Here is an 18,895-nt window from a genome sequence, read left to right as displayed (position 1 = left end):
TCAGGAGCCAGCCATGAACGCCGTCACCGCCACGCTCACGCCCACCTTGCAACGTTATGCCGAGCTGGATCAGCGCCTGCTGGCGGCCGTAAAGGCCATCCGCATCCTGCCCACCGTGGCCTGGCCGGCGACCCTGGAAAACCGCTTGATCGCCGCCTTCACCAAGGGTGATTTCAGCCTGCCGCAGGTCGACTACCCGCGCCCGGACCTGTCCGAGGCGCGCGCCGAACTGGCCAGGATCGAACGCGAGGCCGGCCACGACGACCCGATGGGCGAATACCTGTGCCGCACCGCCGAGTCCTGGCGCATCGCCGCGGAAATGCTCGAGGCAGTGGGCACGGCCGGCTTCACCGCGCCGTCGATCGTGCTGTACGGCCGCCCGGGCGATCCGATCCCCGGCAGCGACCGCAGCAACCTCGATGCGGCGCGCTACTTCGTGGAGCTGTCGGACGAACTGGGCTCGGACCTGCTCGGCGACGACGACAGCGCCACCATGCAGGCCGACGTGCTGCGCGCCGACCTGGCCGCCACGCTGGACCGCTTCTTCGGCGAAGGCGTCATCAACGTCGAGGTCGACGACGAACTCACCGCCAAGGCCGCGGCCGGCGCCACCCGCATCCGCCTGCGCGGCGGCACGCGCTTCAGCGAGTACGACCGCCACCAGCTGCTGGCCCACGAGGCCTACGTGCATTCGCTGACCGCGCTCAACGGCCGCGCCCAGCCGGTGCTGGCCTCGCTGGCGCGCACCTCGCCGCGGGTCACGGCCACGCAGGAAGGGCTGGCGGTGTTCGCCGAGCTGATGTCCGGCGCAATCGACATCGCGCGGCTCAAGCGCATCAGCCTGCGCATCCTGGCCATCGACATGGCGCTCAACGGCGCCGACTTCGTCGAGGTCTACAAGTATTTTTCCGACTGCGGGCAGAACCCGTTCGACAGCTTCCACTCGGCCCAGCGCGTGTTCCGCGGCGTGCCGCTGGACGGCGGTTCGGCCTTCGCCAAGGACAACGTGTACCTGAGCGGCCTGCTCACCGTGCACACCTTCTTCCGCTGGGCGCTCAAGCAGCGCCGCATGGACATGCTGCGCCACCTGTTCGCCGGCAAGCTGGCGCTGCACGACGTGCTGAGCCTGCAGCCGCATTTCGAATCCGGCGCGATCGTGCCCCCGCGCTGGCTGCCGCCGTGGATGCAGCACGTGCATGGCCTGGCCGGCAAGCTGGCGTTCTCGCTGTTCGTCAACCGCATCCACATGGGACGGGTGCAGGCCGAGAGCCTGTCGCTGAGCCTCTAGCACATTCCGGTTAGAGGCCCGCTGCGCGCTTGCGCGGCGTGGCTTAATGCCGCACATCCGCGCTCGCCATACGCGTACGTTCTTGCGCATTGCGCAAGGGAACCGTGGCAGTGCGGTGCTACCATGCCGCGATGTTGCCGCCAGCGGCACACCCCTTCCTCCGCATCCTCAGCGAATCGCGCACTCATGGCACTCCCCGAAGAACTTCGACTCGCCGCCCTCGAATACCACCGCCTGCCGCGCCCCGGCAAAATCAAGGTTTCGGCCACCAAGGCCATGGTCACCCAGCGCGATCTGTCGCTGGCTTATTCGCCCGGCGTGGCCTACGCCTGCGAAGCCATCGTCGAGGACGCCAACGCCGCCAGCGAGATGACCGCGCGCGGCAACCTGGTGGCGGTGATCACCAACGGCACCGCGGTGCTGGGCCTGGGCGACATCGGCCCGCTGGCCGGCAAGCCGGTGATGGAAGGCAAGGGCGTGCTGTTCCAGAAGTTCGCCGGCATCGACGTGTTCGACATCGAGATCGACGAGCGCGACCCGGACAAGCTGGTCGACATCATCGCCAGCCTCGAGCCCACCTTCGGCGGCATCAACCTCGAAGACATCAAGGCGCCGGAGTGCTTCATCGTCGAGCGCAAGCTGCGCGAGCGCATGAAGATCCCGGTATTCCACGACGACCAGCACGGCACCGCGATCATTGTTGGTGCCGCCGTGCTCAACGCGCTGGAAGTGGTGGGCAAGAAGATCGAGGACGTGAAGCTGGCCACCGCCGGCGCCGGCGCGGCCGGCATCGCCTGCCTGGACATGCTGGTGGCGCTGGGCCTCAAGCCTGAGCACATCCTGGCCTACGACCGCGAAGGCGTGCTGTACACCGGCCGCGATCACATGGACCCGGACAAGCAGCGCTATGCGCGCGACACCAAGGCGCGCACCCTGGCCGAGATCGTCGACGGCGCGGACATCTTCCTGGGCCTGTCCGCCGGCGGCGTGCTGAAGGCCGAGATGGTCGCCACCATGGCGCGCCAGCCGGTCATCCTGGCGCTGGCCAACCCCAATCCCGAGATCCTGCCGGAAGACGCCAAGCGCGTGCGGCCGGACTGCATCATCGCGACGGGCCGTTCGGACTATCCGAACCAGGTCAATAACGCGCTGTGCTTCCCCTATATCTTCCGCGGCGCGCTGGACGTCGGCGCCACCGGCATCAACGAGGCGATGAAGACCGCCTGCGTGCGCGCCATCGCCGAGCTGGCCCGCATGGAAGCCGGCGATCTGGCCAGCGCCTACGGCGGCGACGTGCCGACCTTCGGCGAGGAATACCTGATCCCGCGCCCGTTCGACCCGCGCCTGCTGGTGATGCTGGCGCCGGCGGTGGCGCAGGCGGCGATGGATTCGGGCGTGGCCACGCGTCCCATCACCGACATGGACGCCTACAAGGAAAAGCTCGGCCAGTTCATCTACCGCACCGGCCTGCTGATGAAGCCGGTGTACGAGCGCGCCCGCGCCGACCGCCAGCGCGTGGTCTACGCCGAGGGCGAGGAAGAGACCGTGCTGCGCGCGGTGCAGACGGTGATCGACGAGCGCCTGGCCCTCCCGATCCTGATCGGCCGCCCCAGCGTGATCGAGACGCGCATCCAGCGCCTGGGCCTGCGCATGAAGGCCGGCGTCGATTTCGAGCTGACCAATATCGACGACGATCCGCGCTTCAACGACTACTGGCAGCAGTACCACGCGCTGACCGAGCGGCGCGGCGTGTCGCCGGCGGCGGCCAAGAACCTGCTGCGCTCGCGGCCCACGCTGATCGCCTCGCTGATGGTCGAGCGCGGCGAGGCGGACGCGATGATCTGCGGCCTGGTCGGGCGCTTCCACAAGAAGCTCGGCTACATGCGCAGCGTGTTCGGGCTGGACCCGGGCGTGCAGTGCACCTCGGCCATGACCGGCGTGATCAACGACCAGGGCGCCTGGTTCTTCCTGGACACCCACGTGCAGGTCGACCCCACCGCCGAGCAGATCGCCGAGGCCACCCTGCAGGCCAGCTACCGCCTGAAGCTGTTCGGCATCGAGCCGAAGGTGGCGTTGCTGTCGCATTCCAACTACGGCAGCCACGACAACCCCAGCGCGGCGAAGATGCGCAAGGTCTACGAGCTGCTGAAGTCGCGCATGCCCAAGCTGGAGATGGACGGCGAGATGCAGGCCGACACCGCCTGGGACGAGGGCCTGCGCACGCGCATGTTCCCCAACACCACGCTGACCGGCCGCGCCAACCTGTTCGTGATGCCGAACCTGGACGCCGCCAACATCACCTACAACATGGTGCGCGTGATGACCGACGGCGTGGCGATCGGCCCGATCCTGATGGGCGTGGACAAGCCGGCGCACATCCTCACCCCGGCCTCGACCCCGCGCCGCGTGGTCAATATGACCGCCATCGCCGCGGTGGATGCGCAGATCCGCGCGCAGCAGAAGAACCGCTGATGCTGTGAGCCCCTCTCCCACTGGGAGAGGGGTTGGGGTGAGGGTACGGGCGGAGCGCAAGAGTGATGTGCACCGCTCCGGCCGAACCCTCATCCGGCTGCCGCCACCTTCTCTCCCACGGGGACTACCTTCGGGTCGCCAGAGGGAGAAGGGTTCCAGCTTCAAGGTTTATCGAGAACCGGCGCTCATCCGCCGGTTCTTTTTTTGCCATTTCTAAATAGCCCCCAGCCCCCATGCGGCGCCGTATCGACCCCTGTCGAATTGGCGGCCCGACCCCGCCGGAGCTAAACTCGGACGGTTCCCGCATCCCCGATGCACCACCTGCAGCCGCGCCGGTTCCCGGCGTCGCGGAGAGAAGACTCCCCATGGATCAGCTCGACGACATCCTCCACCAGGACCTCGACCCCACCGAAACCCAGGAATGGGTCGATTCGCTCAATGCGGTCATCAACCATGACGGCACCGAGCGCGCGCACTACCTGCTGGAAAAGATGGTCGACTCGACCCGGCGCGCCGGCGGCTACCTGCCGTTCAATCCCACCACCGAATACGTCAACACCATCGCGCCGGCCAACGAGGCGAAGATGAGCGGCGACGCGGCGATCGAGTGGCGCATCCGCACCCTGATCCGCTGGAACGCCATGGCGATGGTGGTGCGCGCCAACCGCAAGCCGGGCGAACTGGGCGGCCATATCGCCAGCTTCGCGTCCTCGGCCACGCTGTACGACGTGGGCTTCAACCATTTCTGGCGCGCACCCAGCGCCGACCACCCGGGCGACCTGGTGTTCCACCAGGGCCATTCCAGCCCGGGCATCTATGCGCGCTCCTTCCTGGAAGGCCGCATCGGCGAAGACCAGCTCGACCTGTTCCGCATGGAAGTGGCGGGCAAGGGCCATGGCCTGTCCTCGTACCCGCATCCGTGGCTGATGCCGGATTACTGGCAGGTGCCCACCGTGTCGATGGGCCTGGGTCCCATCCAGGCCATCTACCAGGCGCAGTTCTGGAAGTACCTGGAGCACCGCGGCCTGGTGCCGAAGTCCGACCGGAAGATCTGGTGCTTCATGGGCGACGGCGAGACGGATGAACCCGAGTCGCTCGGCGCCATCTCGCTGGCCGGCCGCGAAGGCCTGGACAACCTGGTGTTCGTGATCAACTGCAACCTGCAGCGCCTGGACGGTCCGGTGCGCGGCAACGGCAAAATCATCCAGGAGCTGGAAGGCGTATTCCGCGGCGCCGGCTGGAACGCCATCAAGGTGATCTGGGGCAGCTACTGGGATCCGCTCCTGGCGCGCGACAAGAACGGCGTGCTGCAGAAGCTGATGATGGAAACCATCGACGGCGAATACCAGGCCTGCAAGGCCTTCGGCGGCGCGTACACGCGCGAGCATTTCTTCGGCAAGTATCCGGAGACGCGCGAGATGGTCGCCAACCTCAGCGATGACGACATCTGGCGCCTCAACCGCGGCGGCCACGATCCGCACAAGGTCTATGCGGCCTATCACCAGGCGGTGAACACCAAGGGCATGCCCACGGTGATCCTGGCCAAGACGGTGAAGGGCTACGGCATGGGCGCGGCCGGCGAGTCGCAGAACCCCACGCACCAGCAGAAGAAGCTGGACGACGAGGCGGTGCGCCACTTCCGCGACCGCTTCAACATCCCGGTGACCGACGACAAGCTCAAGGACGTGCCGTACTACCACCCCGGCAAGGACTCGCCGGAAGTGCAGTACATGCTGGAGCGCCGCCGCGCGCTGGGCGGCTCGCTGCCGCAGCGCCGCCGCACCTCCGACGTGAAGCTGAAGGCGCCGGAGCTGTCGGCGTTCGAGCAGATCACCAAGGGCACCGGCGAGCGCGAGATCTCCACCACCATGGCTCTGGTGCGCGGCATGAACCTGCTGCTGCGCGACAAGCAGATCGGCGAGCGCATCGTGCCGATCGTGGCCGACGAGGCGCGCACCTTCGGCATGGAAGGCATGTTCCGCCAGATCGGCATCTACGCGCCGTTCGGCCAGAAATACCGCCCGCAGGACGCCGACCAGCTGCTGTACTACCGCGAAGACCAGAAGGGCCAGGTGCTGCAGGAAGGCATCTCCGAGGCCGGCGGCATGGCCGCCTGGATGGCCGCGGCCACCAGCTACAGCATCAGCAACCAGCCGATGCTGCCGTTCTTCATCTATTACTCGATGTTTGGTTTCCAGCGCATCGGCGACCTGGCCTGGGCGGCCGGCGACATGCGCGCGCGCGGCTTCCTGATCGGCGGCACCTCCGGCCGCACCACGCTCAACGGCGAGGGCCTGCAGCACGAGGACGGCCATTCGCACCTGCTGTCCGGCGCGATCCCGAACGTGAAGTCGTACGACCCGACCTTCTCCTACGAAGTGGCCGTGATCATGCAGGACGGTACGCGCCGCATGCTCCAGGAGCAGGAGGACGTGTACTACTACATCACCGTGATGAACGAGAACTACAGCCATCCGGACCTGCCGGCCGGCGTGGAAGAACACATCATCAAGGGCATGTACCTGTTCAAGGACGCCGGCAAGCCGAAGAAGGGCGAGCCGCGCGTGCAGTTGCTCGGTTCCGGCACCATCCTGCGCGAAGTGATCGCCGCGGCCGAACTGCTGGAGAAGGATTTCGGCGTCACCGCCGACATCTGGTCCGTGCCCAGCTTCAGCGAAGTGCGCCGCGACGGTTTCGACGCCGAGCGCTGGAACCGCCTGCATCCGGAAGCCGAGCAGCGCGTGCCGCACGTCACCGCCCTGCTGCAGGGCCGCCAGGGCCCGGCCATCGCCTCCACCGACTACGTGCGCGAGTTCGCCGACCAGATCCGCGCCTTCGTGCCGGACGGCATGCGCTACACCGTGCTGGGCACCGACGGCTTCGGCCGCTCGGACACCCGCGAGCACCTGCGCGGCTTCTTCGAAGTGGACCGCTACTGGATCGCCCAGGCCGCACTGTCGGCGTTGGCGAAGGAAGGCAAGGTCAATCCGAAGGACGTGGCGCGTGCGATGAAGGAGTACAAGCTGGATTCGGAGAAGCCGAATCCGCTGTACGTCTGATGCGCAAGCGTTGAGAAATAAAAAAACCCGCCGAAAGGCGGGTTTTTTAATTTTGTCGCGTCACCCGCCGAAAGGCGGGTTTTTTTTGGCCGTCTGAACGTCCGCATCAATCGTCGTCGCGGAGCGCCCGGCGCAGCAGCAGGAAGGCGCCGATGGTGCCGGCCACGATCGCCGCGGTCGCCACCGGATGGCGGCTCACCTGGCGGCGCAGGCGGCGGTATTGATAATTGGCCTCGTCGGCGATGTCCTCGGCGGCGTGCGAGAGGCGGCGGGCGTAGTCCACCTTGTCGCGGCCGAAGCGGCGGCGCAGGTTGCGGCCGCGTTCCACCAGGTCGTCGGCGTGGCTGCCTGCGACGTCCGCGTAATGGCGTGCGCGGTCGCGCATCTGGTCGCCGATGCCGTTGATGGTGCTCTCGATATCGCGTTGACGGCCCATGGCAGTTCTCCTCCGATGCAGGGTTAAAGACCATGCCAGCGCCATCGTGAGCGGTGCGTAAACAGCGCCGTCACGGTTCAGCCGGCTGCGTTTCAATCCACCATGGCGTACGGCCCGCCGCGTTCCAGCGCGCGGCGATATGCCGGCCGCGCATGGATGCGCTCGAGGAAATCCCACAGGCGCGGATGGCTGGCGGCGGTGAGTCCCGCACGCGAGGCGGCGGCCTCCACCGGGAAACTCATCTGGATATCGGCCGCGCCGAACTGCTCGCCGCCGAACCAGGGCGCGTGGGCCAGCTCGCCTTCCAGATAGGCCAGGTGGTTTTTAAGCTGCGGATCGACGAACACCCGCTGCACCTTGCCCGCGATGCCGCGCAGCAGCGGCTTGACGAAGAACGGCGCGGGGCTTTTCGGCAGGCGCTGGAACACCAGCTTCAGCAGCAGCGGCGGCATCGCCGAACCTTCGGCGTAGTGCAGCCAGTACGTGCTGCGCAGGCGCTGCGGCGTGCCCGGCGCCGGCAGCAGGCGGCCGTTGCCGTAGCGGTCGGCGAGGTATTCGATGATGGCGCCGGATTCGGCCAGGGTCAGCTCGCCGTCGGTGATCACCGGCGACTTGCCCAGCGGATGGATGCGGCGCAGTTCCGGCGGCGCCAGCAGGGTCTTGGGGTCGCGCTGGTAATGCTTGATCTCGTACGGCAGCTCCAGCTCTTCCAGCAGCCACAGGATGCGCTGCGAGCGGGAGTTGTTGAGATGGTGGACGGTGATCATCGGATTCCCTTCATGGCAGGCGACGTGGCATTACAGCGTATTGGCCGCATGTTCGCCCGCCTCGGCGGGGTCCGGTTCGGCATGCAGCTTCTGGCGCCGGCGCAGGGAAGGGAACATCCACATCCACAGACCCACCACCACCAGGGTGCCGATGCCGCCGATCAGCGTAGCGTTCACCGCGCCCAGCCAGGCGGCGAGCAGGCCGGATTCGAACTCGCCCAGCTGGTTGGAGGTATTGATGAAGATCGCATTGACCGCGCTCACCCGCCCGCGCATGTCGTCCGGCGTATCCAGCTGCACCAGCGCGCCGCGGATCACCATGCTCACCATGTCGAACGCGCCCAGCGCGAACAGCGCCGCCAGCGAGAGCCACAGCCAGGTGGATACCGCGAACACCAGCGTCGCCACGCCGAAGCCCGCGACCGAGGCGAACATCAGCGTGCCCACGCGCCGCTCCAGGTTGTGCCGCGCCAGCCACACCGACATCAGCAGCGCGCCCACCGCCGGCGCCGCGCGCAGCAGGCCCAGGCCCCAGGGGCCGGTGTGCAGCACATCCTTGGCGAAGATCGGCAGCAGCGCGGTGGCGCCGCCGAGCAGCACGGCGAACAGGTCGAGCGAGATCACGCCGAGCACGTCCGGCCGCGCGCGGATGAAATGCACGCCGGCGAACAAGGTCTTCAAGGTGGCCGGTTCGCGCTTCGGCTGCGCCTGCTCGTAGCGCAGGCGGCTCATCAGCAGCACCGCGACCAGATACAGCAGCGCGCACACCACGTAGACCACGCCGGGGCCGGCCACGTACAGCAGGCCGCCCAGCGCCGGGCCCATGATCATCGCCGCCTGGCCGGCCGAACCGTTCACTGCCATCGCGCGGCCCAGCAGCGCGGGCGGCACCAGCGCCGGCAGCATCGACTGCATCGCCGGAAACTCGAAGGCCTTGGCCACGCCGATCACGAACACCAGGGCCAGGATGCTGGCCTCGTGCGCCGCATGCAGCAGGCTGAGCGCGGCGAGCACGGCGATCGCAAGCAGATCCACGATCTGCCCCAGCAGCACGATGCGCCGCCGCTCGAACTGGTCGGCCACATGGCCCGCCGGCAACGCCAGCACCACGGATGGAATGAATTGCACCAGGCCGATCAGGCCGAGGTCGAGCGCGCGTCCGGTGATCTCGTAGATCTGCCAGCCCACCGCCACGGAGAGCATCTGGAAACCGAAGCCGGAGGCGATGCGCGCGAACCAGAACTGCACGAAGGCGGGGTGTTGCCGCAGGGAGGCGGCGGAGGTCGAGTTCGACATGGGAGTCCTTGCCGGGGATCGCGCATTGTAGTCGCGCTCCCCGGCCGGCTTGACGCCATCGTGCCGCCGATTTGATCCGCGATTGCCCCGCGCGCCGCTACGGTGGGCGCAAGTTCAAACGCGGAGAGCACGCATGGCCCGGTCCGCCGATCATGTCTATACCGATGAACCCACCATCCTGGCCCTGGAAGCGCTGGTGCGCGAACTGCCGACCAACGGCCGCGTGCGCCTGGAGCTGACCAACGGCGACCGCTGCGAGGGCGTGATCGTCGAACGCCCCAACGTGCAGCTCTATCTCGACCCCAGCGACCGGCGCGAAGGCATCAACGGCGAGCTGTGCCTGGAGCGCCCGGAGGCGCCGGACTGGCATCGCTGGGTCTGGCTCGACGAGATTGCGCGCGTCGAACATCTGGATTCGACGATGGGCAGCGAATGCTGACCGCACCTCGCCGCTGGCGTAGGTTGGGGTGAGCCATAGGCGAACCCCAACGTGGCGGGATCGTGCGGGTTTGTTGGGGTTCGCTGCGCTCACCCCAACCTACGCGTGACGCGTGAACCCATCGGCGCTCCACGCTTCGCTGCCCACGCCGTGGTGCACGAAGAACAATCCATCCGGATCGTAGCGACGCTTCGCCGCCGCCAGCCGCGGATAGTTGGAGCCCCAGAAGCGCTGCTGCCAGTCGCGCAGGAAGTAATCGCTCTCCGACACGTAGGAGCCCGCATCCGGCGCCACCTTCAGCAAGGCCTGCATGGCCTGGTCGATCTTCTGCGACTGCTGGCGCGCCTTGCCCAGCTCGGGCGCGCCGCCGGGCATGCCGGTGAAGGCCGGTTCGCCACCACTGGCGCAGATGGCCAGCGCGAAGGCCTCCAGCATGCCGGGGTTCGTCGCGGTGTCGCGGGCGCGTTCGATCGCATCGGCCGGCGCGCCGGCCAGGCCCTTGTTGAAGTGCAGCGCGTAGTCGAAGTGCTGCGAGGCGGCGAACAGGGCATCGGCGAGCGCGTCCTGCCGTCCCGGCTGCAGCAGCGCGGCCGGCATCCAGGCCGACTGATAGGAATGGATAAACCAGCCCACCTGGTCGTGGTCGCCGCGCCAGATCATGTGGTGCGCCGGCGAGCCGGGGCGGTCGTCCGGCACGATGTATTCCGGCGCGTGCTTGCGGAAGAACGCGGCGTCCCAGAAATGGCGGGCGGGCAGGGCGATGGCGTGGACCGGTTCGACCACGGTGTATTCCGGATGCTCCTTCAGCCAGGCCAGGAAGGGTTCCCAGGTCTGCTGCGCCTGCTCCTGGGTCAGCCCCTGGAACACCATCGAGATCTTCAGCGAGTCGCCGTCGCGGAAGGCCACCTGCTCGCCCCAGTGCGGGTTGAACAGCGCCTCGCGGTAGAACGCCACGAAGCGGCGGATCAGCGCGTGGAAGGCTTCGCGCGAGGAGGCCTTGATGCGCCCCATTGCCGCGCCGAAGAACTCCGGCAGGTCGAAGGTGCGCAGGGTCAGCCGCGTCACCACGCCCAGGCTGCCGCCGCCACCGCCCTTGATGCCCCAGAACAGTTCCGGGTCGTTGTAGGCATTGACCACGCGCACCTTGCCGTCGGCGGTGACGATCTCCGCCTCCAGCAGGTTGCCGGCCGCGCTGCCGAAACCCTTGGAGAAGCTGCCGAAGCCGCCGCTCTGGACCAGCCCCGCTACGCCCACCGTGGCGCAGCCGCCACCCTGCACGTAGCGGCGGGCCTGGGTGGTGACCGCGTCGTAGGCGTCGATCCACAGCGCGCCGGACTGCACGCTCACCGCCGGCAGCGGCGCGGTGCGGCCGGCGGCGCCCTGCGGCACGAAGGCGTCGTGCAGCTCGATGCGGTTCATATGGCGGGTCCATACCAGCAGCGAGTCCGGCGCCTCCGAGGTGCCCTGGTAGCTGTGGCCGCCGCCCTTCACCACCAGGCGCAGGCGGTGCTGGCGGGCGAAGTTCACTGCGGCGGCGACGTCGGCCGCGCTCTCGGCCGCCACGGCGTAGGCGCTGGGCTGGGAGGTCCAGGCGTCGGCCCAGCCGCTGGTCTGGGTCAGGGCCGGGTCGTCGCCGAGGGCGAACGGGTTGTCCAGCTGCTTCAGCGCCTCGGTACAGGCGGCGGAGGGGCATTCGGCGAACGGCGAGCGCGGCTGCAGCAGGCGGCCGCCGACCTGGCGGCGCAGTTCGTCCCACCTGGCCGGCGCCGGCCAGCCGGGCTGGCCGGGGCGGACGCGCTGGAAGGCGAGCGGGCCGGCCAGCAGACGGGCCGCACCGGCGGACGGGATCGCCCCGGCGCGCAGCGCCAGCGGCAGCAGCGGAAGGGCGAGGGAGGCTTTGAGCAGGTCGCGACGGTTCATCGGAGGGTGGCTCGTGGAAGGCGCGGCGGCGCCGGATGCCACCCATGCTGTGCGGCGGGCGGCGGGCAACCCAGCGCCAAGTGATTGATCGCGGGCTGCAAGGGACGAATGGCGGACCCTGGTGACGAGCCGCCGCGCCCGTAGAATGCCGGCCATGCAAAACCGACCCAGCTTCGACGCCAGCTTCGACTACCGGGATTTCCAGCGCTGGCGCCGGCCGGTGGTGCGCGTGTTCTGGGTGCTGGTCACCCTGCTCAATACGACGTTCAACGCCATCGTCGCGCGGATGGACAACCCGCACCTGCCGGCCTGGGAACCCTGGACCTGGGAGTGGAGCAGCGGCCTGCTGATCCTGGCCCTGATCCCCGCCGTACTGGCGGTGGAGCAGCGCTGGCCGTTCCGCCTGGACAGCTGGCGCGCCAGCCTGCCCTGGCACCTGCTGGCCAGCGTGCCGTTCAGCCTGGTCCACGTGGCCGGCATGGTGGCGTTGCGGGGCGCGGTCTACGCGGCGATGGGCCGGCACTACGACTTCGGCACCTGGTGGCCGAATTTCGGCTACGAGTACCTCAAGGACGTCCGCACCTATTTCCTGATCATCGCTCTGGTCAGCCTGGCCCGGCTGTGGCTGATGCGCTGGCAGGGCGAGGCGCGCCTGCTGGCCGAGCCCGACGAAGGCCCGCCGGTGGAACCGGTGGAGCGGCCGGAGCGCTTCCTGGTGCGCAAGCTGGGCAAGGAGTTCCTGGTCAATGCCAGCGAGATCGAATGGCTGCAGGCCTCGGGCAACTACGTGAACCTGCATGTGCGCGGCCGCGACTATCCGCTGCGCAGCACCATGGCCAGCATCGAGGAGCGCCTGGATGCGCGCCGCTTCCTGCGCGTGCACCGCAGCTTTGCGATCAACCTCGACTACCTGGCCGAGATCGAACCGCTGGACGCCGGCGAGGCGCGCCTGCGCATGCGCGACGGCGCCGTGGTGCCGTGCAGCCGGCGCTACCGCAGCCAGTTGCGCGAGCGCTTCGGCGACGCGCCGGCCGGCGCCTGAGCGGTTGCGCCATCGGGCGCGCCGTTTCACTCTTGGCTTCTTTCCAACTCACGGGTACCGCCGATGAACCTGCCGCGCCTTCGCCCTGCCGTCCTGGCCGCTTCGTTCGTTTTCGCCGGCGTGCTGGCCGGCTGCTCGCCGTCCGGCGGCGACCAGGCCGCCGCACCGGCGCAGGCGCCGCAGGCCGACGAGTCGGCGCAGAAGCTGGAGACCTACCGCCAGCTGCTGCGCATCCATAACGACGAGATGGCCACCTCGATGGGCAAGGAGATCGTCAGCCGCTACCCCGGCAGCGAGGCCGCCAAGGAAGTGCAGCAGACCCTGCCGGAGGTGGAAAAGCGCTGGAAGGAAAACAGCGAGAAGAACCGCCTGCAGGGCCTGTGGCTGTACCAGGTGTCGCCGATGGCCGGCGGCACGCAGTCCACCGCCACCATCTACAGCAGCCAGCCTTCCGGCAACGACCGCGTGCGGCTGGTGCTGCGCAGGCACACCGAGTGGGGGCAGAACGCCTTCCTGTATGCCGGTGGCGAGCATGGCTTCGTGTGCAAGGGCAACTGCACGCTCAAGGCCGTGGTCGACGGCAAGGACACCGGCATCAAGGCGTTCGCGCCGAGCACCGGCGAGCCGGCGCTGATGATCCGCGACGACAAGGCGTTCATCGCCATGCTGGCGAAGTCGAAGAAGATGTCGATCGACGTCACCATGCAGGACGGCGAGAAGAAGCTCACCCTGGTGTACGAAGTCGGCGGCTTCGATGCGGACAAGTGGCAGCCGGTGGGCAAGGGCGGCGCCAAGAAGAAATAACGCAAGGTGCACCGCGGAAGGCGCCGCGCGTTCCGATGCGGGTCTCCTTCCACTGGAGGACATGCCATGTTCGCCCACCGTGTTCTGTTCGCCGCCATCGCCGTGCTCGGCATGGCGGCATGTTCCAGCGTGCCGTATGCGCAGCGCATCGGCGCGCGCCAGGCCGCCTATAAGGAAGCCGCGCGCGATCCGGTGCGCAGCTTCCGCTTCTTCGAGCTGTATTCGTGGGAACCGCTGGGCGATAGCCAGCTGGCCATCTATACGCGGCCGAACGAGGCGTATCTGGTGAGCGTGATGGGGCCGTGCCCCGATCTGGAATTCACCAACGCCATCGGCCTCACCTCCAACTTGAACGAAGTGCAGGTGCGCTTCGACAAGGTGCTGACCGGACGGCGCGACATCCCCTGCACCATCGGCGAGATCCGCCCGGTGGACCTGGCGAAACTCAAGTCCGTCGAACACGAGCAGCGCAAGATCCAGTCCGCGCAGCGCGATGCAGACGCGGCGGATAAACCTTCGCCATGAACGAGCCGCAGATCTTCTGCCCGCGCTGCGCCTGGCGCCCGCAGGGCGAGGACCGCTGGCAATGCTCGCCGCGCATGGGCGGCTGCGGCACGGTGTGGAACACGTTCTGGACCGCCGGCGTCTGCCCCGGCTGCAGCTATCGCTGGCAGATCACGTTCTGCCCGTCGTGCCGGCAGTTTTCGCCGCATGAGGATTGGTATCACTGGCCGGAGGGGGCTACGCGGGAGCGCGAGCAGGAGTCGGTAATCGGCAGCGACTGAGTTCGTGGTTTCCCGTATCAGTCCAAGATGGAATCCTTCTCCCATCGGCGACCCGAAGGTAGTCCCCGTGGGAGAGAAGGTGGCGGCAGCCGGATGAGGGTTCGGCCGGAGCGGTGCACATCACCCTCGCGCTCCGCCCGTACCCTCACCCCAACCCCTCTCCCAGGGGGAGAGGGGCTTCAAGTCAGTTGAGAAACAGCTTCTCCGCAATCTTCGCCAGCGGCTTCTCCACCATGCCCTGCACGCGCGGCGGCAGGTCCAGCGGCTTGAGCAGCATCTTCACCGTCATCTCGGCGGGGATGTTGCGGCGGAGCAGGGCCTGGGCGCGGCCGGTGATGCGCTTGAACTCCGCCTGGTTGTCCACGTGCTGCGGATAGCACTGGTTGAACACGTGGCGCAGCGCGATGTCGCTGTCCTCGCTCTTGATCTCGTTGACCCGGCGCAGCAGGGTGCGGAACACCTTGTAGCGGCCGAAGCCTTCGCGTTCGCGGTACAGCCGGTAGTGCTGGTAGAAGTGCTTGTAGTGGCGCACTTCGTCGCTCTTGATGTGGTTGGTGAGCTGCTTGAGCACCGGCTCGTCGGTGATGTCGTTGAGCGCGCGGTACAGGCTGGCGGTGCCGGTTTCCACCACGCAGCGCGCGGCCAGTTCCAGGCCGCGGCTGGGTTCGAGTTCGTCGGCGGTGCAGACCTTGCCGTATTCGTCCCAGAACGAGCGGAAGCCGCGCTCCCAATCGAACTCCGGCCACACCTTGCGCACATAGGCGGCGAGCGCGCGGCCGTGCTGCAGTTCCTCGTGTTCCCAGTGCTGGCTCAGCCAGGTCTGCAGGGCCTCGTCGCCGGCGAAGTGGTCGATCAGGTTATGCGTGTACAGGTCCGAGCCGCTTTCCACGAAGGACGCGCTGCACAGCAGGAAGAAAAGGTCTTCGTTGTGGCGGACGCGCTCGAATTCGATGCGGTCCAGATCCAAGCTGTCCAGAGTCCAGGGCAGGGTGGTGTTGTAGCTCACGCGGCATTTCCTGTGCGGGCCCGGGCCGTTCGGAGCGGGGCGCGCGCCGGCCTGGCATGACTGTTATATGACAAAGCATACGACGAGACCGGGGTCTGGGATTAATGACTGCCGACCTGGAAGAGCCGGCCTGGACGAGCCACGGGGCACGGCAAGAAGTTGCGCGCTGCGCCCCCGCCGCCTCAGCGCACCACCGTCACCGGCACATGCGCCCGCGCGAGCATATCGTCGGAGACCGAACCGAGCAGCCAGCGCCCCAGCGCGCCGCGCTCGGTGTGGCCGATCACGATGTGGTCGATGCCGTGCCGTCGCACCTGTTCCAGCAGCACCTCGCCGGGGCAGCCGGACATCACTTCCACGTCGATCAGCCCGGCCGCGTCGGGCAGCAGGGCGCGCAGTTCGGCCAGCAGTTCGCCGGCGCGTTGCGCGCCGGAATCGGCCATCAGCAGGGCGCAGGTATCGGCCGCGCCTTCCACCAGTTTCACTGCGTTGACCACCCGCACGCGGCCGCCGCAGGCCTGGGCCAACGCCACCGCGAAGCGCAGCGCGCGCTGCGAGGAAGGCGAGCCGTCATAGCCGACCAGCGAGTACTTCATGAGCCGCCTCCTCGGGCGGATGGAGCGTGGAACTCAGTATGCGACCTGCCGGCAGCGCCGTTCGACATGCGTCTTCTTGGACTGCTGGTTTTCCTGGATCTTCTTGCCCGCATAGCCGCCGCCGACCGCGCCGGCCACGGTGGCCAGGGTGCGGCCCTTGCCGCCGCCGACCTGGTTGCCCAGCACGCCGCCGGCCACCGCGCCGATGGCCATGCCGGCGATCTGGTGCTGGTCCTTGGGCTGGTCCTGCACGGTGACGTTCTCGCACACGGTGCGCGTGCGCGGCTTGCTGGTGGAGTTCTGCGCATGCACCGCGTTGCCGGCGCACAGCAGGCAGGAAAGGCCGAAGGCGAAGGCGGTCCGCGTGTTCATGGCGAGTCCTTATCGGTTCCGGTGGAACAAGAGTCTGCGCGGGCTTCCGTTAGCGGTAGATCAAGAACACACGTTTTGCACGCGGCTCTCACGGGCCTTGTCGAACGCTGAACGGCACCACCCGGCTTCGCCGTCCGTTCAGCCACCGCGCCTACCATGGCGACCGGGTACTGACCCAACCGAGTTAAAGGAGAGCGACATGATCAAGCGTTCGATGGGAATGATGGCTCTGGTGCTGGCAATGGCGGGCGGCATGGCCGCGACGGGAAGCGCACGGGCTGCCGACGCGAACGTGGATTGCAAGCTGCGGTTTAATCTCTCGGGCTGGTCGATCATCTACAAGCACGCCGAGGGCAACGGCACCATCACCTGCGACAACGGCCAGAAGGCCACGGTCAAGATCGAGGTGATCGGCGGCGGCCTGACGGCAGGCAAGTACCGCATCGACGACGGCAAGGGCGACATCAGCCACGTGCGTTCGATCGACGACGTATTCGGCGACTACGCCCAGGCGGGCGCCGAGGCCGGCGTGGTCAAGAGCGGCCAGGCGCAGGTGCTGACCAAGGGCACCACGTCGCTGGCGCTGGCCGGTACGGGCGAGGGCGTGAACCTCGGCATATCGGTGGGCAAGTTCAGCATCAAGCGTCCGTAAGCTTTGCTGGTTCGATGCTTCGGAAGGGCGCCCTCGGGCGCCCTTCTTTTTTGGCGCAGGCGTACACTCCGCCAGTTCCCTTTTCCCCATGGAGTGCCGTCATGCGCCGTAACTTCCTGTTGTTCGCCTTGATTCTCCTGGCCGGGCTGGCCGCCCCGGCTTTCGCCGACGACGCGCCGGCTTCCGCGCTGCCGCAGGTAGGCCAGGCCGCGCCGGATTTCCGCCTGCAGGACCAGAACGGCAAGTGGCACACGCCGGCCGATTTCCATGGCCATTGGCTGGTGCTGTATTTCTATCCGAAGGACTTCACCCCGGGCTGCACCACCCAGGTCTGCACCTTCCGCGACGACGTGGCCAAGCTGCGCAAGGCCGGCGCGATGGTGGTGGGCGTGAGCCTGGATGACGTGAAGTCGCATGCCGACTTCGCCGCCAAGTACCACGTGCCGTTCCCGTTGCTGGCCGACAGCGACAAGAAGGTGGCCACCGCCTACGGCGTGCTGACCTCCAAGATGGGCATGAACTACGCCAAGCGCACCACCTTCCTGATCGATCCGGAAGGCAAGGTGGCCAAGGTCTACCAGGATGTGGATCCGGAGAAGAACTCCGCCCAGGTGCAGTCGGACCTGACCACGCTGAAGTCCTCGGACAAGGCTTCTTCCTGATGCTGTTGAAGGTGCGCAAGGACGCGGCGGGCTCGCGCGAGTTCGCCGCGTGGCCTGTCGCCGTCTGGTTGCTGTTGCTGCTCGCCGCCTATGGCGGCGTGCAGTACCTGCGCTTCGGTTTCTATGATTACCTGGCCGGGGCGCTGGGCGTGATCGTGGTCTGCGCCGGCTGCGTGCTGCGGCAGGACTGGGCGCGACTGGCGATGCGCGCGACGGCCGTGCTGCTGGCGTGCTGGGCGGCCTATTCCGGCGTGGCGATGTGGCAGGGGCACGAGCGGTTCGACATCGCGCGGCAGGCGGCGCTGGCCAATCCGCAGCTGGGCGACGTGGCCTTGATGATGGTCGAGCGCGCGTGGCGCATCTTCCAGGTGCAGCTCGCGATCATGGCCATCGGCGTGCCCCTGCTGCTGTGGCTGGCCTGGACCATGGGCCGCCCCAAGGTCGCCGCGCAGTTCCATACGCGGCGCCGCTGAAGCCGTAAGTTCAGCCCGGGTTGTCCGGCGACGGGCTATCGCTGCATGCCTCCTGTTCCGAGGACGCTGCATGCGCCGCCTGATCCCCTCCGCCCTGCTGGCCCTGGCCAGCCTGGGCCTGCACGCGCAGGACCTGGCCACCACCTGCCAGGCCAGCAGCAGCTACGACGTCACCCTGAAGCCGGCCGAGCTGTCGTTCGACCGGCCGCAGCCGGCGCCCTTCCACGTCGAACTGCATGACGGCAGCCTGCGCACCGACGGCCAGCCGGTATCGCTGCGGCCGGAGGACCAGGACCGCATCGCCCTGTTCGAACGCGAACTGCGCGCCCTGGCGCCGCGCGCCAAGACGGTGGCGCGCAACGGCGTGGATCTGCTGGCGCAGTCGGTGCGCGAAGAAGCAGCCAACCTGGGCCTGAGCGCCGGCTCCATGGCCGACTTGAACCGGCGCCTGGACGCCCGCGTGGCGCAGCTGAAGCAACGCATCGACGCCAGCCAGAGCACCCACGACTGGCAGGGCGACCTGGCGGACCAGTACGCCAACCAGGTGGCGGGCGACCTGCTGCCGGTGATCGCCGGCGACCTCGGCCAGCAGGCCGTGCAGGCCGCCATGAGCGGCGACATGCAAGCCGCCGCCAGCCTGCGCGACCGCGCCGGCGACCTGGCCACCCAGCTGCGCCCGCGGCTGGAGCAGCGCATGCAGGCACTGCGTCCGCAGCTCCAGGCCCTGTGCCCGTCGATCCGCCGCCTGGCCGAATTGCAGCAGGGCGTGCCGGGCGCCAACGGACGAGCTCTGAACCTTTTGCAGATCGCCCAATGACGTCGGCAA

At 67.9% G+C, this 18,895-nt stretch carries 19 protein-coding genes; 12 read left to right on the top strand and 7 right to left on the bottom strand.

All coding sequences use genetic code 11. The annotated features are described in order from the left end of the window. Positions 1-13 precede the first annotated feature (13 nt). The 3 genes from KK141_RS08975 to aceE all read left to right on the top strand — a co-directional run bounded on the left by KK141_RS08975 (position 14) and on the right by aceE (position 6,819). The gene (locus KK141_RS08975; RefSeq protein ID WP_167252680.1) at positions 14-1,288 is read left to right on the top strand and encodes a flavohemoglobin expression-modulating QEGLA motif protein; all 1,275 of its coding nucleotides are present in this window, start codon (positions 14-16) and stop codon (positions 1,286-1,288) included. A 186-nt stretch (positions 1,289-1,474) separates the two neighbouring features. Further along, positions 1,475-3,760 carry an NADP-dependent malic enzyme gene (locus tag KK141_RS08970; RefSeq protein ID WP_214569382.1) on the top strand — a complete coding sequence of 762 codons (2,286 nt, stop codon included), beginning with the start codon at positions 1,475-1,477 and terminating at the stop codon, positions 3,758-3,760. Positions 3,761-4,125: 365 nt separating this feature from the next. Continuing rightward, positions 4,126-6,819 (top strand): pyruvate dehydrogenase (acetyl-transferring), homodimeric type, encoded by a 2,694-nt coding sequence (aceE, locus tag KK141_RS08965; RefSeq protein ID WP_214569381.1) that lies wholly within the window; start codon positions 4,126-4,128, stop codon positions 6,817-6,819. 106 nt (positions 6,820-6,925) lie between these two features. On the opposite strand, the gene KK141_RS08960 is transcribed toward aceE, so the two are convergent. The 3 genes from KK141_RS08960 to KK141_RS08950 all read right to left on the bottom strand — a co-directional run bounded on the left by KK141_RS08960 (position 6,926) and on the right by KK141_RS08950 (position 9,318). After that, on the bottom strand, positions 6,926-7,255 hold the full coding sequence (locus tag KK141_RS08960; RefSeq protein WP_167252677.1) for a hypothetical protein: 330 nt from the start codon (positions 7,253-7,255) through the stop codon (positions 6,926-6,928). 92 nt (positions 7,256-7,347) lie between these two features. After that, positions 7,348-8,022: a glutathione S-transferase gene (locus KK141_RS08955; RefSeq protein ID WP_214569380.1), complete on the bottom strand. Its 675-nt coding sequence runs from the start codon at positions 8,020-8,022 to the stop codon at positions 7,348-7,350. Positions 8,023-8,052: 30 nt separating this feature from the next. Further along, positions 8,053-9,318, bottom strand: a complete 1,266-nt coding sequence (locus tag KK141_RS08950; RefSeq protein WP_214569379.1) for an MFS transporter — start codon at positions 9,316-9,318, stop codon at positions 8,053-8,055. A gap of 133 nt (positions 9,319-9,451) precedes the next feature. On the opposite strand from KK141_RS08950, the gene KK141_RS08945 reads away from it, so the two are divergent. Next, positions 9,452-9,757 (top strand): DUF3247 family protein, encoded by a 306-nt coding sequence (locus tag KK141_RS08945; protein WP_214569378.1) that lies wholly within the window; start codon positions 9,452-9,454, stop codon positions 9,755-9,757. A 99-nt stretch (positions 9,758-9,856) separates the two neighbouring features. On the opposite strand, the gene KK141_RS08940 is transcribed toward KK141_RS08945, so the two are convergent. Continuing rightward, a complete protein-coding gene (locus tag KK141_RS08940) occupies positions 9,857-11,677 on the bottom strand; it encodes an FAD-binding protein (RefSeq protein ID WP_214569377.1) in 1,821 nt (606 codons plus the stop codon). Between the two features lie 154 nt (positions 11,678-11,831). Here KK141_RS08940 and KK141_RS08935 point away from each other — a divergent pair, with 154 nt between their 5' ends. From KK141_RS08935 to KK141_RS08920, 4 genes are all read left to right on the top strand, one after another. Beyond that, positions 11,832-12,719: a LytTR family DNA-binding domain-containing protein gene (locus KK141_RS08935; RefSeq protein WP_214569376.1), complete on the top strand. Its 888-nt coding sequence runs from the start codon at positions 11,832-11,834 to the stop codon at positions 12,717-12,719. 63 nt (positions 12,720-12,782) lie between these two features. Further along, a complete protein-coding gene (locus KK141_RS08930; RefSeq protein WP_214569375.1) occupies positions 12,783-13,523 on the top strand; it encodes a hypothetical protein in 741 nt (246 codons plus the stop codon). Between the two features lie 66 nt (positions 13,524-13,589). After that, positions 13,590-14,048 carry a DUF6491 family protein gene (locus KK141_RS08925; protein WP_214569374.1) on the top strand — a complete coding sequence of 153 codons (459 nt, stop codon included), beginning with the start codon at positions 13,590-13,592 and terminating at the stop codon, positions 14,046-14,048. Further along, positions 14,045-14,308, top strand: coding sequence for a hypothetical protein (locus KK141_RS08920; protein WP_214569373.1), 264 nt, complete (start codon positions 14,045-14,047; stop codon positions 14,306-14,308). The genes KK141_RS08925 and KK141_RS08920 overlap by 4 nt, the downstream gene beginning before the upstream one ends. Before the next feature lie 184 nt (positions 14,309-14,492). Here the strand turns inward: KK141_RS08920 and KK141_RS08915 are convergent, their stop codons facing one another. From KK141_RS08915 to KK141_RS23075, 3 genes are all read right to left on the bottom strand, one after another. Then, the gene (locus KK141_RS08915; protein WP_214569372.1) at positions 14,493-15,314 is read right to left on the bottom strand and encodes a ferritin-like domain-containing protein; all 822 of its coding nucleotides are present in this window, start codon (positions 15,312-15,314) and stop codon (positions 14,493-14,495) included. 182 nt (positions 15,315-15,496) lie between these two features. Continuing rightward, a complete protein-coding gene (locus KK141_RS08910) occupies positions 15,497-15,910 on the bottom strand; it encodes a universal stress protein (RefSeq protein ID WP_214569371.1) in 414 nt (137 codons plus the stop codon). 33 nt (positions 15,911-15,943) lie between these two features. Beyond that, complete coding sequence (locus KK141_RS23075; RefSeq protein WP_214569370.1) at positions 15,944-16,282, bottom strand: glycine zipper 2TM domain-containing protein; 339 nt, start codon at positions 16,280-16,282, stop codon at positions 15,944-15,946. Between the two features lie 199 nt (positions 16,283-16,481). On the opposite strand from KK141_RS23075, the gene KK141_RS08900 reads away from it, so the two are divergent. The 4 genes from KK141_RS08900 to KK141_RS08885 all read left to right on the top strand — a co-directional run bounded on the left by KK141_RS08900 (position 16,482) and on the right by KK141_RS08885 (position 18,886). After that, complete coding sequence (locus KK141_RS08900; RefSeq protein ID WP_214569369.1) at positions 16,482-16,934, top strand: hypothetical protein; 453 nt, start codon at positions 16,482-16,484, stop codon at positions 16,932-16,934. A gap of 188 nt (positions 16,935-17,122) precedes the next feature. After that, positions 17,123-17,596 carry a peroxiredoxin gene (locus KK141_RS08895; RefSeq protein ID WP_345777544.1) on the top strand — a complete coding sequence of 158 codons (474 nt, stop codon included), beginning with the start codon at positions 17,123-17,125 and terminating at the stop codon, positions 17,594-17,596. After that, on the top strand, positions 17,596-18,069 hold the full coding sequence (locus tag KK141_RS08890) for a hypothetical protein (RefSeq protein ID WP_214569367.1): 474 nt from the start codon (positions 17,596-17,598) through the stop codon (positions 18,067-18,069). The genes KK141_RS08895 and KK141_RS08890 overlap by 1 nt, the downstream gene beginning before the upstream one ends. A 70-nt stretch (positions 18,070-18,139) precedes the next feature. After that, positions 18,140-18,886: a DUF2884 family protein gene (locus KK141_RS08885; RefSeq protein ID WP_214569366.1), complete on the top strand. Its 747-nt coding sequence runs from the start codon at positions 18,140-18,142 to the stop codon at positions 18,884-18,886. The last annotated feature ends 9 nt before the right edge of the window (positions 18,887-18,895 follow it).

Origin of the sequence: Dyella sp. LX-66, from assembly GCF_018599165.1 — a bacterium.
Classification (GTDB): domain Bacteria; phylum Pseudomonadota; class Gammaproteobacteria; order Xanthomonadales; family Rhodanobacteraceae; genus Dyella_D; species Dyella_D marensis.
Note: the sequence above shows the minus strand (reverse complement) of the source record. Positions and strands in the feature narration are given on the sequence as shown.

Bases quoted from the DNA above. Each gene is read 5' to 3' on its own strand.
- KK141_RS08975 (WP_167252680.1), top strand. From the start codon at position 14: ATGAACGCCGTCACCGCCACGCTCACGCCCACCTTGCAACGTTATGCC.
- KK141_RS08970 (WP_214569382.1), top strand. From the start codon at position 1,475: ATGGCACTCCCCGAAGAACTTCGACTCGCCGCCCTCGAATACCACCGC.
- aceE (WP_214569381.1), top strand. From the start codon at position 4,126: ATGGATCAGCTCGACGACATCCTCCACCAGGACCTCGACCCCACCGAA.
- KK141_RS08960 (WP_167252677.1), bottom strand. From the start codon at position 7,255: ATGGGCCGTCAACGCGATATCGAGAGCACCATCAACGGCATCGGCGAC.
- KK141_RS08955 (WP_214569380.1), bottom strand. From the start codon at position 8,022: ATGATCACCGTCCACCATCTCAACAACTCCCGCTCGCAGCGCATCCTG.
- KK141_RS08950 (WP_214569379.1), bottom strand. From the start codon at position 9,318: ATGTCGAACTCGACCTCCGCCGCCTCCCTGCGGCAACACCCCGCCTTC.
- KK141_RS08945 (WP_214569378.1), top strand. From the start codon at position 9,452: ATGGCCCGGTCCGCCGATCATGTCTATACCGATGAACCCACCATCCTG.
- KK141_RS08940 (WP_214569377.1), bottom strand. From the start codon at position 11,677: ATGAACCGTCGCGACCTGCTCAAAGCCTCCCTCGCCCTTCCGCTGCTG.
- KK141_RS08935 (WP_214569376.1), top strand. From the start codon at position 11,832: ATGCAAAACCGACCCAGCTTCGACGCCAGCTTCGACTACCGGGATTTC.
- KK141_RS08930 (WP_214569375.1), top strand. From the start codon at position 12,783: ATGAACCTGCCGCGCCTTCGCCCTGCCGTCCTGGCCGCTTCGTTCGTT.
- KK141_RS08925 (WP_214569374.1), top strand. From the start codon at position 13,590: ATGTTCGCCCACCGTGTTCTGTTCGCCGCCATCGCCGTGCTCGGCATG.
- KK141_RS08920 (WP_214569373.1), top strand. From the start codon at position 14,045: ATGAACGAGCCGCAGATCTTCTGCCCGCGCTGCGCCTGGCGCCCGCAG.
- KK141_RS08910 (WP_214569371.1), bottom strand. From the start codon at position 15,910: ATGAAGTACTCGCTGGTCGGCTATGACGGCTCGCCTTCCTCGCAGCGC.
- KK141_RS23075 (WP_214569370.1), bottom strand. From the start codon at position 16,282: ATGAACACGCGGACCGCCTTCGCCTTCGGCCTTTCCTGCCTGCTGTGC.
- KK141_RS08900 (WP_214569369.1), top strand. From the start codon at position 16,482: ATGATCAAGCGTTCGATGGGAATGATGGCTCTGGTGCTGGCAATGGCG.
- KK141_RS08890 (WP_214569367.1), top strand. From the start codon at position 17,596: ATGCTGTTGAAGGTGCGCAAGGACGCGGCGGGCTCGCGCGAGTTCGCC.
- KK141_RS08885 (WP_214569366.1), top strand. From the start codon at position 18,140: ATGCGCCGCCTGATCCCCTCCGCCCTGCTGGCCCTGGCCAGCCTGGGC.